Annotated in this window: 15 protein-coding genes; 7 read left to right on the forward strand and 8 right to left on the reverse strand. The window is 65.2% G+C overall.

Annotation, left to right across the window (positions count from 1 at the left end; all coding sequences use genetic code 11):
* Positions 1-14: 14 nt before the first annotated feature.
* The 8 genes from VJ109_RS00190 to VJ109_RS00225 all read right to left on the reverse strand — a co-directional run bounded on the left by VJ109_RS00190 (position 15) and on the right by VJ109_RS00225 (position 8424).
* The gene (locus VJ109_RS00190; RefSeq protein ID WP_324758126.1) at positions 15-935 is read right to left on the reverse strand and encodes a COG1361 family protein; all 921 of its coding nucleotides are present in this window, start codon (positions 933-935) and stop codon (positions 15-17) included.
* 129 nt (positions 936-1064) lie between these two features.
* The gene (locus VJ109_RS00195) at positions 1065-1553 is read right to left on the reverse strand and encodes a cupin domain-containing protein (RefSeq protein ID WP_324758128.1); all 489 of its coding nucleotides are present in this window, start codon (positions 1551-1553) and stop codon (positions 1065-1067) included.
* Between the two features lie 35 nt (positions 1554-1588).
* A complete protein-coding gene (locus tag VJ109_RS00200; RefSeq protein ID WP_324758130.1) occupies positions 1589-3802 on the reverse strand; it encodes an OB-fold nucleic acid binding domain-containing protein in 2214 nt (737 codons plus the stop codon).
* A 64-nt stretch (positions 3803-3866) separates the two neighbouring features.
* Positions 3867-4130 carry a hypothetical protein gene (locus tag VJ109_RS00205; protein ID WP_324760362.1) on the reverse strand — a complete coding sequence of 88 codons (264 nt, stop codon included), beginning with the start codon at positions 4128-4130 and terminating at the stop codon, positions 3867-3869.
* Positions 4131-4166: 36 nt separating this feature from the next.
* Positions 4167-4787 carry a YIP1 family protein gene (locus tag VJ109_RS00210; protein ID WP_324758132.1) on the reverse strand — a complete coding sequence of 207 codons (621 nt, stop codon included), beginning with the start codon at positions 4785-4787 and terminating at the stop codon, positions 4167-4169.
* 47 nt (positions 4788-4834) lie between these two features.
* Positions 4835-5413: an NADPH-dependent FMN reductase gene (locus VJ109_RS00215; protein WP_324758134.1), complete on the reverse strand. Its 579-nt coding sequence runs from the start codon at positions 5411-5413 to the stop codon at positions 4835-4837.
* Between the two features lie 163 nt (positions 5414-5576).
* Positions 5577-6503 carry an HhH-GPD family protein gene (locus VJ109_RS00220; protein WP_324758136.1) on the reverse strand — a complete coding sequence of 309 codons (927 nt, stop codon included), beginning with the start codon at positions 6501-6503 and terminating at the stop codon, positions 5577-5579.
* 40 nt (positions 6504-6543) lie between these two features.
* Positions 6544-8424 carry a sensor histidine kinase gene (locus VJ109_RS00225; protein ID WP_324758138.1) on the reverse strand — a complete coding sequence of 627 codons (1881 nt, stop codon included), beginning with the start codon at positions 8422-8424 and terminating at the stop codon, positions 6544-6546.
* Between the two features lie 138 nt (positions 8425-8562).
* On the opposite strand from VJ109_RS00225, the gene VJ109_RS00230 reads away from it, so the two are divergent.
* The 7 genes from VJ109_RS00230 (at position 8563) to VJ109_RS00260 (ending at position 16404) form a co-directional block, all read left to right on the forward strand.
* Positions 8563-8889: a ribbon-helix-helix protein gene (locus tag VJ109_RS00230; RefSeq protein WP_324758140.1), complete on the forward strand. Its 327-nt coding sequence runs from the start codon at positions 8563-8565 to the stop codon at positions 8887-8889.
* A 91-nt stretch (positions 8890-8980) separates the two neighbouring features.
* Complete coding sequence (locus VJ109_RS00235) at positions 8981-10780, forward strand: DUF7408 domain-containing protein (protein WP_324758142.1); 1800 nt, start codon at positions 8981-8983, stop codon at positions 10778-10780.
* Entirely contained in the window at positions 10780-13131 is a 2352-nt protein-coding gene (locus VJ109_RS00240; protein ID WP_324758144.1) for a vWA domain-containing protein, read from the forward strand. Before VJ109_RS00235 ends, VJ109_RS00240 begins: the two co-directional genes overlap by 1 nt.
* The gene (locus tag VJ109_RS00245) at positions 13128-13763 is read left to right on the forward strand and encodes a hypothetical protein (protein ID WP_324758145.1); all 636 of its coding nucleotides are present in this window, start codon (positions 13128-13130) and stop codon (positions 13761-13763) included. Before VJ109_RS00240 ends, VJ109_RS00245 begins: the two co-directional genes overlap by 4 nt.
* A complete protein-coding gene (locus VJ109_RS00250) occupies positions 13753-14604 on the forward strand; it encodes a DUF7502 family protein (protein ID WP_324758147.1) in 852 nt (283 codons plus the stop codon). The genes VJ109_RS00245 and VJ109_RS00250 overlap by 11 nt, the downstream gene beginning before the upstream one ends.
* Positions 14597-15550, forward strand: a complete 954-nt coding sequence (locus VJ109_RS00255) for an AAA family ATPase (RefSeq protein ID WP_324758148.1) — start codon at positions 14597-14599, stop codon at positions 15548-15550. Before VJ109_RS00250 ends, VJ109_RS00255 begins: the two co-directional genes overlap by 8 nt.
* Entirely contained in the window at positions 15547-16404 is an 858-nt protein-coding gene (locus tag VJ109_RS00260) for a DUF58 domain-containing protein (RefSeq protein WP_324758150.1), read from the forward strand. Before VJ109_RS00255 ends, VJ109_RS00260 begins: the two co-directional genes overlap by 4 nt.
* Positions 16405-16508 lie beyond the last annotated feature (104 nt).

Here is a 16508-nt window from a genome sequence, read left to right on the forward strand (position 1 = left end):
TCCAACATTTCATATCACGAATTAAATTCGGCTATTATTGTGAGAACGTCGGAGAAGCCGATCTCGCCGGAGGTATTGTAGTCTTCGATAGCAGTCAACACCTCTCTGAACTGAATCCCCGGCACCCCATTCGTATCGTATCTGTCGATAATCGACTGTTCTATATTCACTGCTGTAACTGCCCGATCGGAACTGTTCACACCTTGTATCGAACCGGTAGCGACGATCTGTTCCGTTTCAACTGTTGTGTTCTCTCTGACGACGTATGAGACAGTCGTAGTTAACGTCGATCCACCGGCGATGGGGCCTGATGCACCGTAGAAGACGACGGGATCGTTCCGATCGAGGGCTCCGATTCCGTCGCCGTAACTAGTCTGTGGGACAATATTGTTCGAAATATTAAATTCGATGCCCCCGGAAGACGCTGGCACTGCCCTGTTGTTCGTGTACTGGTAGGTCACGTTGAACTGTTCTCCGGCTTGCGTGTTGACCGTCTCCGGAGCGGCCGACAGTTCGAACGGGGAGGGCTTGTCGACGTTGACCACGGTGGCGGTCGAAGCCGACGCGTTGGTCGCGGTCCCTTCGAAGAACCCGTCAGCACCGATCTGGACATCGCCACCGGGGGCCGCGGACGTGACGGTGAACGTCACTGTCGTCGTCTTGGTCTCTCCCGGCGTGATCCGCCCGTCAAGCCCGTAGAAGACCGCCGGTGGATCACTGTTGAGGGTCGATATCCCGTCACCGGAGACGCTCGTGACGTTGATGCCGGTCGGTGTCGAGAACTCAAGCCGACCGGACGTGGCATCATCGCTGCCGGTGTTCGTTAGCTCGTATGTCACGGTAAACGTCTCACCGGGAGCGACCGTTCCGGCGTCGGCGGGTGCATCGATACCAACCTGTGGAGCGGCAGCGACCGGACCCGAGACGGCAACCATCGAAAGCGCTACGAGCACGGTCAGTACGATCGTTCGAGCGGGGGCATATTCGGATTTCATCAGGGAGAATAGCTCTACAGCGCCGGTGGAAGGGAAGAATAATAAGGATGTCGCTGGGTGGACCAGTTCCTACTCCTCCCAGTAGTCCAGTGTAGCGTCCAGATCGAGCATCGTCGAGAGGTCGCGCTCGTCGGCATCGCCACCCGGGGGCGCCCCGGCAAAGAGGTGGACTGCCCCCCGACCTGGCATGTATGTGATGTCGGGATCGTTCATCTCGGAGACGACGAGCAGGCGCAGGCCGTCGTCGCCGGCCTCGACCTCGTGGGTGTGTTCCTCGCCGGTCGGCAGGGCGACGTAATCGCCCGGTTCGAGCGGATGTTCTTCGCCGTCGATACCCAGGAACAACCTCCCGGTGCCGTCGAGGACGAACATCGCTTCCTCGTTGCCGTAATGGCTGTGTGGCGGCCAGGTCCGTTTACCGGCGGGAATCTCGTAGAGACTGGTCCCGAGGTTCGCTCCCCCAGCGGCGGCGCCCAGCTGTTTGCGTTTGAACTGCCGGTCGTCGTTGTCGTAGTCGGTCCACTCCAGATCAGCGGCGTTGACGGGGCCGTCGCTCATACTCGGGGCAGAACGGCCGGAAGGAAAAACCCTGTCTACAGCCGGTCGCTCAGTCGATCCAGCGTCGCGTCGAGCACCGAGTCCCGGGCACCTGCCAGGAACCGGATCGATCCCTCGCGGACGCTCCGGGTGGCGACACCGCCCTCGGGAACCCACTCGCCGATCTCGGTCGACAGGTCGTGGATGTCGACGTCGGCGTTGGTTCGCACGTACAGCGTATCTGTCGCGATCCCGACGATCGCATCGGTGTCCTCGCTCATCTCCCGGTGGAGTTCGTCCAGCAGGAGCGTCTCGGGCGGGAACTCGTACTGGTGGACGTAGGCGTCGGTGTCGAGCACCGCGATGTCGGCCCCGTTGACGGTCCGGTGTTCGAGATTGACCCGGGCGGTCGAGACCTCTTCGTCGACCTTCTCGCGGAACTGCTCGGCGATGTGACCGGCCAGCCCGCCCACGTCGTCCTCGTCGTCGCCGAACACGAGATCGGTGATCAGTTCGCGCTTGTCCTCGTAGGACTGGTAGTGGGCCTCCAGCGCGACGGCCTCGCGGAGCTGCGTGACCGCCTCGGCGTCGTAGCCGGCGTCGGTCGCAGCGTCGAGATAGGCAGTCGGAGCACCCTCCCAGAAGCTCACTGCGGGGAGATGCATCAGGTCCGCCCGAACGTCGTCGTTGACGTGAGCCGCGACGTTGGCAGCCAGCGCGGTCGCAGTCGTTTCGGGAGCGTCGACGACGGACGGCGCGACGACGGCGTCGACGGCTTCGGCGACCGTCTCGTCGATATCGACATCGTCGATGACGATGCTGGGGGCACCGTAGACATCGAGCAGGTCGAACCCGTCCAGGCTCTCACGGGTGCCACCGGCGGCGACGAAGACGAACAGCGGGAGTTCCTCGCCGTGGCGCTCCCGGTTGTCCAGCATCGTCGTCGTGTCCTTGGTGGCGTCGTCCATGTCGTAGACGCCGCCCTCCAGCGGCCGGCGGTCGAAGTAGTGGTACTGGGCGTCGTCACGGCGGTGTTGCTCCCGGACCAGCGGGAGCGTCGCGCGTTCGAGCGCGCTCCCAGCCAGGTAGCCGTCGGCCGTGTTGGCGTGACGGACGATGACCGGCCGGTCGGTGAGGACCGCCTTGCGGATCTGTGTCGCGGCCTCGACGAGTTCGCCCGACAGCGCCGCGATCGCGGCGTCTTCAGCCAGGGACTCGACGGCGTCCGGCCGTGCCTCGTCGTCGAGCGCGTCGGCCAGTCGCTGTTCGACCGCCTCGCGCTCCTCGCCTTCGAGGACGGTCAGCGTCTCGGTCTCGACCTGGAGTTCACCGCGTCGCTCGCGGACGTCACCTTCCAGCCGGGCCACGTCACCCTCTTCGACCTCTGGGTAGGCGCGGACGCCGGCTTCGACGAAGGCCGCACAGTCGACGGTACCGGTCGAGTCCTGCAGTTCGAAGACGGTCGGACCAGAGGTCTGTCGGATGCCGACGATCGTTCCTTCGAGTCGGATGTCGTCGCCGACGCGGTCGGAGAGTTCACCGACTTCCGCGTCCTCGTACTCGACGGCGGATTCGTCGTTCTCGGTCACTTCCTCTGTGGGACTTTCGTCTGCTGTATCGTCGTCGGCGTTCGAACTCTCGTCGTCTTGCCCACCTTCCGCGCTCGGCCGGTCGTCTGCCGTGTCGTCGTCGACGGTATCGGCCGTGTCGTCGCTCGTCTCGCCGACGCTGCCGCCGGCACCTGCGACGCGATCGGCGTCCCCGGCGGGGCTTACGCCGCCAGCGGACGCTTCGACCTGTGTGGCGCCGCCGTCGGCGGTCTGTGTGGTCGATTCGCCGTCGTCTTCATTTCCCTCAGCCGAGGCCTCCTCGCCGTCGTCTGTTTCTTCGAGCAGGACCGCGTGCCCGATGTCTGGATCGTCGACGAGATGACCGCGGAACTCCCGCTCGGCCTGCCGGATCGACCAGCCGAGATCGACGTTGCCGTTGTCCCGAACGTTGGTGACCTGGACGTAGACGTCGTCGCCGGGCTCCCAATCCAGGGAGTCGAGCCGTCGATCCAGTTCACTGCGGTGGAGGAGACCGGTCACGCTGTCACCGATATCGACGAAGACGCCGAACTCGGCGAATCCGTCCACTTTGCCGCGATAGTAACGACCGACTGTCAGTTGATTCGGGCGATTCCCGCGGAATTCGAACAATGCATCCTCCTCGTGGAGGTCACAGATGTGACCCTCGATGGAGGTGCCACAGATGATACACGAACCCATTGCTCGGTGAAAACGGTTCGGGCCTAAAACTGTTGTCGGATTCCGCCCGCCAATCCAGGGGAACTCAGTCGACGATGTCACTCTCCTCGCGGAGCGCGTCCAACCCTTCGGAGAGGGCCTCCAGTTGTTCGGGAAACAGCGCGACTTCGACCTCGCTGCCCTGTTCGTCCTCGAAGGCGAGCTTGACGCGCTTGTCGCCGTACTCGCGGACGTCGACGCCCTCGACATCGTACAGTTTGATCGTCGCCTGCTTGTTGGCGGGACCGACGTTCTTGAACGCGCCGTCTTTCAGTTCGAGCATGAAGTCGTCGATATCCAGCGTGAGCATGTCCGTCTCTGGGACCACCAGCCACCTAAAGGCGACTCATCCGAGCAGGACACCAGCAGCGAGAACGCCACGGAAGCCGTAGCCGAAGACGATCACGGCGGGGAGCGCACCGAGGACGGCCGCCCGCGGGAGCGAGAGGTCGTGGACCACCGACAGTCCGGTGACGTACAGCGCCCCGCCCCAGACTGCGACGACCACTCTGAGTTCGGGGAACGGAAGGCCGGCCAACAGACACGGTGCCATCGCGTAACACATGACCTGGACGGTCTCGCTGATCCCGCCCCGGTCGGGCGCGCCGACGACGAGAAACAGCGTCTGGAGCGCCGCCGTCAGATGGACGGTCGCCGGCATGACGAACATCCCGATGGCCAGCAACACGAGGAGCGCGATCGCCGGGGAGAACTCCGCGACGCCGGGGTACGTGAAGGGACCGGTCGAGACGACTCCTTGCGTGGCCAGTCTCGCGACGGCGACGCGGCTCAGTTCCTCGGCCATGACGACCATCGCGGCGAAGACGAGTCCTGGTGCCTGGTCGCCCGGTGCCACGCCGGTCCGGAAGAACCGCCGCGGTCGGACGAGCACTTCCCCCCAGGCACGCAGGACTGCGACCGGACCCCGCTCGCGACCGCCGGTCGGGTTCTCTACCCACTGGGTCACAGGCTTCAGTTAGGAAGCGGGTGGTTTGACGGTTCCGTCTGCGACCGTCAGTCGTCGGCACCGATGTTCTCGGTGCTCTCGAAACACGGCGGGTCGGGTTCGATGTTGGCGTACGTGACCGCCTCCTCACCGAGCGTATCGACCCGTTCCGTGATGGCTTCGTCGACGATCCGTCCGTCCTCGATACTGTCTCTGGCCCGGGGGATGGCCGCCTGGTGGGGAATCACCCAGCAGTTCAGCGACCGACAGACCGACCGGAGGTGGTCCAAAGCGGTGATGGGGAACCCCCCGCCCGCCACTGCCAACAATCCGACCGTTTTGTGCTCGAACTCGTCGAAACCACAGTAATCGAGCGCGTTCTTCAGCGGCGCCGAGTACGAGCCGTGATACACTGGCGTCCCCAGTAGGATCGTGTCGGCCTCGTAGATGGCGTCCATCAGCGCGACGGCATCGCCGGCCTCGCGGTGATCGGCGTCGAACACCGGGAGATCGTACTCCCTGAGGTCGAGCAGTTCCGTCGTTGCGCCCGCCTCTTCGGCGGCATCGAGGGCACGACTGATTCCGACGCGGGTGTAACTCTCCTCACGGAGGCTTCCGGCGAGACCGACGACGTGTGGGCTGGACATGTTCTTGCGTCCGTTCGGAGCCGGTAAAGTGGTACCGTCGTTCCGATATCCCTCGGCGCACATTCGATTCTTGCACGCGCGTACGGGAGGAAAAGGATTTGCCGCTCACGAACGCCGACGATCCCTGGGGAACGAGTGATTCGAACCAATCAGTGAGCCGGGCTTACCGACTGAGGGCGACCGTTCCAGCCCCCTCGTCGAACACTACCAGTCCGTCACGGTCGAGATCCGAGAGTAGCCCAGCGAGCCACTCCCGACTTCCTTCACCGTCGCTGTCCGGAACGTAGTCGACGCGGATTCGCGGCCCCAAGTCGTCGACAGCCAGTTCGCCGTGATCGCTGAGGACGCTGACGATCCGCCCGCGAAACTGCCGTCGACTCCCCTCGAAACTCGGCTGTTCGGGAACATCGGGCGCGGTGAAGTCTCCCGTTTGGTAGGCGTGACACCACTCGCGCCACGGGCACTGTGCGCTGTCACAGTCCGGTGTCTTCCCACAGGCCACGCCGCCAAGTTCCATGACGGCGTTGTTCCAGACCCGGGACTCCCCGGCCGGCATGAGTGCCGACGCTACTCGCTCGAAAACATCGTCCTCGTCGGGCACGTCGAACGCCCGATAGAGGACCCGTTTGACGTTGGTGTCGACGACCGCGTCCCCGTTGTTGAACGCGAAGGAGGCGACTGCGTTTGCCGTGTACGGCCCGACACCCATCAACTCCGACAGTCCGTCGGGATCGCGTGGCCACTCGCCGTCGCGGTCCTCGGTGATCTGGCGGGCGGCCTCGTGGAGGTACTTCGCGCGGTTGTTGTATCCCAGAGAGTGGTCCGTCCAGAACGAGACAACGTCGGCGCGGTCGGCAGTCGCGAGGTCGGCGGCGGTCGGCCACCGATCGAGGAACTCCGTCCAGGCGTCGACGACACGGTTCAGTTGTGTCTGCTGGCTCATCACCTCGGAGACGAGAATCTCGTAGGGGTCCTCGGTCTCCCGCCAGGGGAACGCCCGGTGGTCGTCCTCGTACCACGCGACGAGAGCCGTCTGGACGGCGTCGACATCGGCCGGGAGGTGTGTCGCCGGCTCGGACTGCTCGGTCATCGCTTCCCGCCTAACGGCTGTCGGGGCTTGTGTGTGGCGGTCAATCGTCGGCCGAGAGTTCGACCCACTCGAACTCGCTGTCGTACCAGTCGGGGTCGTCCTCGCCGAAGACATCGTCGAAGACGAACATCGCGCCGTCCTCGTAGGTCGTATCGACGTAGAGGCGCCATCCGTGGGCCTCGGCGATGGTCTTGACGATCGAGAGCCCGATCCCGGTCCCCTCGTCGCTGGTCGTCCGGCCGTACTCGAAGAGGTCGTTGACGGCCTCGCTTGGGATACCAGGGCCGTCGTCGACGACGCTGAACCCCCCAGCGGTCAGACGGACCTCGACCGAGACAGCCGGGCCGACGTGGTCGATCGCGTTCCGGAAGAGGTTCTCGAAGGCTCGCAGGAGCCGCGTCCGGTCGGCCTCGAAGGTCCGCGTGCCGGTGACCGAAAGCGTCGCGTCCTTGTTGTCGATGTTCGCCCACGCCTCGCGAGCGACCTGTTCGAGTTCGACCGGTGCCGTCTCCTCGACGCTTTCACCTTCCCGGGTCAGCGTGAGCACGTCCTGGATGATCGAGTCGATCCGGTCGTGGGCGTCCTCGATCGTCTCGACGTGTTCGAGTAGTTCCGCCGGCTCGTCGGAGTCAGCGTCGAACCCGTCGAGACGGGCCGAGAGCAACTCGACGTGTCCGCGAGCGACCGCAAGCGGGTTCCGGAGGTCGTGGCTCAGTGTCGAGGCGAACTGGTCGAGGCGGTCGTTCTGGCGCTCCATCTCCTGGCGCGATTGTTCGGCCTCCTCCCGGGCTTCGCGTGCCTCCCGGATCTGTCCGCGAAGCGCGTCCCGCATGTTACCGAAGGCCGTGTAGAGCCGGCCGATCTCGTCTGTCCGAGTCGTCGAGAGATCGACATCGAGCGTCCCCTCTTCCATCGCTTCGATCCGCTGTCGGAGCGTTACCAGCGGTGTGACTGTCTGTCGGCCGAGGACGACCGCCACGGCACTCAGCGAAACGACGCTGGTGAAGATGACAACGACGATACTGTATCTGATCGTCCTGCTCGCCCGGAACAGCTCCGATCGCTCGACGGCAGTCACGGCGATCCAGTCCACTCCGTCGATCGGTGCGTAGGCGTACACGCGATCCGCGGTCTGTGCGGTCGACGGACGCGTCCCCGAATCGTCCGGAAGCCCTGGTCCCGGATCGTACTCCGACGCTGCCAGGCCCGGCCCCAGCACGGGTGACCCCGAGTCGTCGATGATCGTCGTGGTGAACGCCGCTCGCTGATCGTCGAACGAGGGCAGGTCCTCGGAGAAGACGCTGACAACGACCAAGACGCCGTCGCGACCGGTAACCGGACTCGCGAACGCCATCTCGGGGTCGTCCCGTATCCGATACGATGTGTTCGACAGGACGACAGCGTCGGGGTCGTCGGCTGACTGGGTTCGCCGGACGGTGTCCGCGAGCGTGGTATCGATCATCCTGGTCGACTGCCCCTCGAACCGGTCGACCGTACTCGCGGCGATCACGTCAGATGGACCCGACGTATCGACGTAGTGGAGTTGTACCCGCCGCTCGGCTGTCGGGGCCGAGACGCGCTCGATGTATGTGTCGATCTGTGCCGTCGTCCCGTTCTCGTACACTCCCGACACCGAGAACGCGCGTGCCTGCGTCCGCATGTTCGAATGCCACTCGTCGACCGCCTCGGCGCGGAGTTGGGCGCTCGATTGCAGGTTCTCGGTTGCCGTCGCCTGGGACGTATCACGAACCTGCAGATAACTGGTTGTTCCGACAAGAGCGACGAGGAGAATGACGACGACCAGCGAGAGCGTGAACTTCGCCGCGTAGCTCCGCCGTACTGCTTCGGGAACGACCAGATCGACAACAGCGGGCGCTGTCGAGGGTGACTCCTGATCCTGACCGCCGTCTGGTCCTGTCATACTCGCCGGCCCGACAACAACACCTGATAATTCCAGCCGACTTGCAATAATGTTGCGATACACCAACGAACCACACGGATAGTCGAGAATCGCCCGGCGAGACACAAGGTGTTTGGCCGTTCCCCCGAACGGTACGATATGACGCTTGAGGACCTACAGGACGATATCGAATCGGCACACAGCGAACACGGCGAGAGGCTCACAGTCGATACCGACCGGCAGACGCGCCACGAACTCGCGATGCTCGCCGCCGCACTCGATCCCGAAGACACCGACGAACTCGTCCGGACCGCGATCCATACGTACTTCCAGTCGATCGTCGACCGAGGGACGCTCGACTTTCACCTCCGATCGGGCTACGACTGTACCTACGACGAGTATCTCTCGGGGATGACCTACGACCAGATGGCGGGCAACCAGTTTCCCCAGCAGCAGGACAACGACGACCGTCGGTATCAGTTCTGAGAGCGGGCCTCTCAAAACGCGACTGAAGTAAACCCCGCCTTTATCTATTCGCCCGCAGAACCTCCGGTGAGTACGCCGCTCCCCTGAGACGATGCAACTCGCCGACGCGTTCCAGACTCCGACCGGTCTCGTTGCCCTCCTCGCACTGGTCCCGCTGGTCGTCCTCTATCTGATCAAGCCGGACCCGCGTGAGCTACGGCTACCGACGCTGCAGTTCCTCGCTGCCGACGAGGGGGACGGTGGGGCGACTCCCGTCCTCGAACGACTCACCCGGAACCTGCTGTTCCTGTTGCAGGTGCTCGTAATCGTCGTGCTCGCGCTCTCACTGGCGTCGCCGACGGCATCGATCGCCCAGGAGCGCTCGGCGGCCTCGACAGTCGTCGTGCTCGACGCGAGCGCCAGCATGGCGACCGAGACCGGCAGCGGGACGCGGTTTACCGCTGCGAGAGCCGCCGCGAGCGATGCGCTGGGGACGGAGACGACACTGATCGTCACCGGCGGGGAGACGACGACCGTCGTCGACGATGCGCCGGCCCAGCGGGCCGAAGAAGCGATCGCGACACTGTCGGTGACCGACGGACCGGGCGACCTCCGGAGCGCGATTTCGCGGGCCGGTTCGACCGTCGGTCCCGACAGCCGCGTCGTCGTCCTGAGTGACTTCGTCGACGAGAGCAGTTGGCGGTCGGCGGTCCGGGCGACCCGCGCTCGCGGTGCGACCGTCGAACTCCAGCAGTTCGACGGCGGCGGCGGTGACAACGTCGGCTTCGTCGCCCGGGACGTCACCGAACAGCGAGTCACGCTGACCGCGGCGAACTTCGGGACGGCGACGGCCGAGCGGACGGTCAGTTTCGCCGGGCAGTCGGCGTCGATCAGCCCGGCACCTGGCGACACCGAGTCCGTCTCGTTCCCGCTCCCGACCGACGGTGCGACCGCCGAACTCTCCGGTGACGACGACTTCCCGACCGACGACACCGTCCCGGTCGCGGCACCGTCGAACCCGACGGTCGACGTCCTCTTACTGACGAACGACCCCAACCGGTATCTCGTGACCGCCCTGGAGGTCAACGACGCGGTCTCGCTGACCGTCAAGCGACCGCCGACGACGGTCAACGACGCCTACGACGTGTTCATCTTCGGCGACGTGCGGGCGGACGCGGTCCTCGACAGCACGATCGAATCCGCCCGAAGTACGGCAGCCAGCGGCGGCGGTGTCGCGATCGTCGCCCAGCCGGACGTGGGACAGGTCGGCTACGGCGACCTGCTGGCGATCGATCCCGAGGGAGTCCGCGAGGACCCACAGTTGGGCTCGGTCACTCGCCACTCCGTGACCGAGGGGTTCGACTTCCCGGTGCCGGAGCAGTACGTCAGCGGGAACGTCAGCGACGCGCAGTCGCTGGTCACCTTCGACGACGGCTCGCCGTTACTGGCCGTCGGGAACCGCGGTGCGGGTCGGGTATTGTACTACGGCTATCTCCCGGACAGTTCGGCGTTCGAGGACGGGTACCGATATCCGGTGTTCTGGAAGCGCGCCGTCTTCTTCCTGGCCGACCGGCCACAGGCGGCGACGCTGAACCGACAGACCGGACAACGCCTCACGCTGGGTGCGAACGCGACGATCACCCGTCCGGACGGGAGCGAGGTCACCGGCAACACCCTGCTCGATACACAGGGCTACTACGCCGCCGGGGGGCAGCGCTACAGCGCAGCATTGCTCTCACAGGCCGAATCGAACGTCACCGCACCGTCGATCGAGGACATCGCCACCGAGACCGGGGACGGCGAGACGACCACGCAGCAACAGTCGGTCGATCTCACGCCGATCGCCGTCGCGCTGGCCGCGCTCCTCCTCCTCGCGGAACTGGCCTTCCTCCGCTATCGAGGTGATCTCTGATGGCGGTCGAGTTCGCCGTCGAGGGGACGACTGTCGGGTTCGAGCGCCCGCTGGTGCTTGCCGGGATCGTCGTCGGGCTCTTCGGGGTGGCAGCGCTCGTCCTCCGGCCGGGCGTCGGGTCGGTCTCCCGTCGGAAACGCGGACTGCTCTTCGCCAGCCGTGCGCTCGTTGTCACGCTCCTCGTCGTCGGCGCGGCCGGCCCCTACACCGTCGCGACGGAGACGACGACCGCCGACCCACACGTGACGCTGCTTACGGACCGCTCGGCGAGCATGGGTGTCGGCGACGATCCGACCGGCCGGCTGGCGACGGCGATCGAGCAGCGCGGCGTCTCCGTGACGACCCGGAGCGTCGGTGATACGACCGCGTCACCCGTCGGCGACGCCGTCTCTTCGTCGCTGTCCCCGAACGGAACCGTCGTCGTCGTCTCGGACGGGCGAGTGACGGACGGACAGTCCCTGGATGCGGCGGCCGAACTGGCGACCCAGGTCAACGCGACCGTCAGCGCCATCCAACCCGAGGCTACCGAGACCGAGCGGTACGTCACCGTCAACGGTCCCTCGAAGATCAGCACCGGCGTCGAGAATACGTATCTCGTCGCCGTCGACGGCGTCAACCTCAACGACAGTGAGGCGACGCTGACGCTCTCGATCGACGGGTCCGAAGTGGAGTCACGGACCGTCACCGACGCGACGACCTTCGAGTTCAGCCAAACGTTCAACGAGACCGGCAGCCACCGAATCACCGCGCGTCTGGAGGGCGAGGACCGATACGATCGGAACAACGTCTTCCGGAAGTCCGTCCGTGTGGTCGAACAGCCCCGCGTCCTCTACGTCTCGCGGGGGTCGTATCCGCTGTCGTCGTATCTCTCCTCACTGTACTCCGTCGACAGAGCCGAATCTATCCCCGACGACCTCTCGCAGTACTACGCCGTGGTCGTCCAGGACATGGCGGCGCCGGATCTGGGCAACCAGACCGCACTCCAGCAGTCCGTCGTCGACGGGACGGGACTGGTCGTCGTCGGCGGGCCGAACGCCTACGAACACGGCGGCTACAGCGACGCGGTGATCGGCGACCTCGTCCCGGTTCGGCAGGGTGATCCGGGGAGTCGGTCCTCGATCGTCATCGTCGTCGACATCTCCGCGAGTGCTCAAGAGGGGCTGGCAGTCCAACAGCGGCTCGCACTGGACGTACTCGACCAACTCGGCGACGAGAACCAGGTCGGCATCGTCGCGTTCAACACCCGTCCGTACGCTATCGCGGAACCACGACCCCTCGGCGGGAACCGGCCGTACCTCGAAGACCGGATCCGGCGGCTCCAGACGACCGGCAGCACACGCATCGCGTCGGGACTCGACGGCGGGGGCGAGATGCTCGGCGACAGCGGCGGGACGGTCATCCTACTGAGTGACGGTCGGGACAAGCGTGGCGGTGCTGTTTCCGCCGCACAGGAACTCGGTAGCCAGGGGACCGAAGTGGTCGCAATCGGCGTCGGTGAGCGCCGAAACGAGACGTTGCTGCGTGAGATCGCCGACGCAAGCGGCGGGACCTATCTCCAGGCCGATCAGACGAGTCGTTTGCGCCTGCGCTACGGTGGCCCGGATCGTCGATACCAGGGGTCACAGCTCACCGTCGTCGACGGGAGTCATTTCATCACCGACGGTGTGGAGTTTACGGCCGCACCGGGACAGGCACACGAGGTCACGGTCAAGGACCGGGGTCAGTTCCTGGTGGCCAGCGCCAGCGGCCGGCCGGCGATCTCGGCCTGGAACTACGGGCTGGGTCGGGTCGTCTCGATCACGGCCTACGGACCCGATGGCACACTCGGTGGTCTGCTCTCCCGGCCGGACTCGCTGGCGACGACGAAGTCCGTCAACTGGGCGATCGGCGATCCACAGCGACTGGCAACCGGGGTCACGGACGTTCCCGATACCCGTGTCGGGAGCACGACGACGGTCCAGTATCGCGGCCAGCGCAAGCCGACTGGGGCAAACGTTACCTTCGCCGCAACCGGAACGGACCGCTACCAGGGGACGATCGTGCCGACCGAACAGGGATATCACTCGGTCCTGGGTGCCGAGTACGCCGTGAACTACCCCACGGAGTACGCCGGGTTCGGCCCGTCGCCCGCGCTCCGGTCGGCGACCGAGACGACCGGCGGGCGACTGTTCGACGCCAGTTCGGCCGCCGAGATCGCGCAGTTCGCTCGGGAACAGGCGACCCGGCCCCGGACCGTCCAGACGGATTGGTCGTGGCTCCCGCTCGCGGCCGCACTCGTCCTGTTCGTCCTGGAGGTCTCGATCCGGCGGCTCGACGAAATCTACGCGTGGAGCGGAGGGACATCCTCATGAGTTACATCGGACGCACACTGAACCTCGGCCTGATCTTCGTCACGATCCTGGCGACGGCCAGCGTCGGGGCCACGACACTGTACTACCAAGAATCGGTCTCGGAGGTAACGGAGCAAAACGACAGGCTTCGTGCCCAAAACCAGGAGCTTCGGGGAGAGCTGGAAGCGACTCGGTCGAACGTCACGACGCTCCGGGGGAAGATCCAGCGGATCAACCAGAGCCTCGAAACCCGCCAGCGTGACCTCCAATCGCTGACGACCCAACTCAACCGGACAGAGCAGAACCTGACACAGACGAGACAGGACCTGCGCGAGTCACAGGACCGGGCACAACAGCTCCAGTTGCGGGTTCGAAACCTCGAATCGAGTCTCGACCGCGCGGAGGACCGCAACGAGGAACTTCAGGAGGAACGGGATCGGCTCGAACGGATCAACGAGGACCTCAACGAGACGAACGACGAACTCCGCAGCGAGCGGGAAACGCTCCGCCGGGAGAACGGACGGCTCGAAGACGATGTCCAGTCGCTGGAGGACAACGTCAGCGACCTCCGACGGGAGAACCAAGTCCTCGAAGCACAGATCGAAGATCTCGAAGACCAACTGGACGAGGCCCGACAGAACGATGGTAGCTGAACGCGACGACGTGGAAGCGGCACTGGCGGCAGTCCATCGCGAGCGGTACAAAGCCACGCTCGTGACCGCCGTCGCCGACGCGGTCGTGACGCTTCTGATCGTCAATCTCGTGCTCTCGGTCCTCGAAATCGACGCGCTGCCGGCGGCGATCGGGCCGGTCGCGACTTCGACGGCGGCCAGTGTCGCGGCTGCCCTCCTCGTTCTCCTGTTCGGGACGATCGTCCACGCTCGACGGTTCTCGCTCGAACGGTTCGAGGCGGCCAACCCGACCCTCGAAGCCGCAGTCCGAACCGCCAGAGACATCCTCGCCGACGAGAACGACGGGGCGATGGCCCGGCTACTGTACGGGGATCTGGTCGAACGACTCGGCGAGGCATCGAGCCAGCAACTCCTCCGGACACGCTGGCTCGCCGTCAGACTGGTCGTCGTACTGGTGGTCAGTCTGGTGACGCTCCAGGTCGCCGTCGCCGGCATCAGTGTCAATCCGATCGCCACAGGCGGCGCGACGAACGGCGACGGCGGTGCCGGCGAGCGTCCCGGGTCGGGCGGCTCCCCGGAGCCACAGACGCCGGGCGACGAGGGGCTCCAGTCCGGCGACGAGGTGCTCGGCGATCCACAGGATGTCCCGGAGGGGAGTGATCCCATCGAATCGAACGTCTCCGGTGGCGCCGGCGGCGACGGCGAGCGGAGCCCGTCGAGTTACGACCGCCAGGGATTGACTGCCGGCGACGAAGGAATCGAGACCCAACGCGGCGGATTCGACGATCCGGGAGAGGTCGAGGACGCGGACCTCATCCGCGAGTACACACTGCGCGTCACGAGGAACGATACAGATGAGTGACACCGATATGGACGAAACAGACGTACAGGAAATCCAGCAGTCCCTCCAGATGCTCCGTCGAGAGGTCGGGAAGCGAATCGTCGGCCAGAAACCCGTCATCGAACAGCTACTCGCCTGCCTGCTCTGTGACGGCAACGCGCTGTTGGAGTCGACACCCGGGCTGGGGAAGACGCTCCTGATCCGGACGGTCGCGGACGCGACCGCGCTGGATTTCTCCCGCGTACAGAACACTCCCGACCTGATGCCCTCTGACATCACCGGGACGGAGGTCATCAGTGAGACCAGCGAGGGGACACAGTTCCGTTTCGACCCGGGTCCGATCTTCGCGAACGTCGTCCTCGCCGACGAGATCAATCGGGCGACACCCAAGACCCAGGCGGCACTGCTCGAAGCGATGCAGGAGGGACAGGTGACCGCCGGCGGGAACACCTACGAACTGCCCGAACCGTTCTTCGTGCTGGCGACACAGAACCCCATCGAGCAGGAGGGGACCTACCCCCTGCCCGAAGCACAGCGGGACCGGTTCCTGTTGAAGATCCTGCTCGACTACCCCGACCGCGAGGAGGAACTCGACATCGTCAACCGGTACACGCGGGGGGCGACGGAGATGATCCCCGTCGATCGGGTCCTCGACGACGGCGATTTCACGCGGGCACAGCGGCTCGTCCGCCAGATGCCCATCGCCGACGATATCACCGCACGGGCGGTCGAACTGGTCCGGTCGACCCGTCACGACGAGCGCCTGGAGTACGGTGCTAGCCCGCGTGCGAGCATGGGGATCGTCCTGGCAGCGAAGGCCAGAGCGTTCCTGGAGGGACGCTCCCACGTCGTCGAGGGCGACATCGAGGCGATGGCCCGCCCGGTGTTGCGCCACCGTATCATCGTCGACTTCACGGCTGAACGAGACGGTATCACGCCCGACGACGTCGTCGCCGACCTGCTATGATCTCGCCGTCCTTTCTCGACGAACTCGACCGGTTCCGGGGATCGATCGACCGGCTGGCAAACGCCAGACAGCGTGGCGAGCAACGATCGACGGTGCTGGGCGAGGGGCTGACCTTCAGCGACTACCGCAACTACGTCCCCGGCGACGACACCCGGCTGGTCGACTGGAAACTCTACGGCCGGACCGGGGAGTTGTACATCAAGCAGTACGAGTCAGAACGCAACTTGACCGTCCACGTCCTGCTGGACGCCAGCGAGTCGATGGCCGCCGGCGAGGGCGACCTGAACAAGTTCGAGTACGCGGCGAAACTGGGGCTGGGGTTCTGTTCGCTGGCCGCCGGCGAACACAACGATTTCCGGTTTTCGCTGCTGGGTGAGACCTTCGAGCGACTCGATACCGGCACGTCGAACCAGGGCGCCGTGCTCGGGTTGATCGACCGGCTGAACGCGATCGAACCCGCGGGCGAGACGGATTTCGCCGCGGCGCTGTCGGAGTACGCCGGGACGATCAACTCCCGCTCGCTCGTCCTGGTCGCGAGTGACTTCCTGGCCGACGCGGAGGCGGTCGCCGAGGGACTCGACGCGGTGGCGGACAACTATCTGGTGCTCGCCCACGTCCACTCACCGGACGAACGGGACCCGCCGACCTCGGGTGAGACGATCTTCAAAGGGATGGAGCGCCCACAGACCATCCGGACCTACTTCGGTGCCCGACAGCGCCGCACCTACCAGGAGCGCCTGGAGGCACATATCGAGGCGATCGCCGAGGCCGCACGACGCCGCCGGGCTAAACACGCGGAGGTAACTACGGACGAGGAGTTTTTCGATGCGTTCGCACGAACGTGGATCGGTTGAGAAGCAGCATCTGAGTCGAACACAAAACTGATTACGAGCTACTCACACCCCCATACTGGGGGCACCTGGTTGTGGCATAGTGCGCCAGGGTCCCCGTCTCGAAA

It is taken from the genome of Haloarcula montana (genome assembly GCF_035666295.1).
GTDB lineage: Archaea > Halobacteriota > Halobacteria > Halobacteriales > Haloarculaceae > Haloarcula > Haloarcula montana.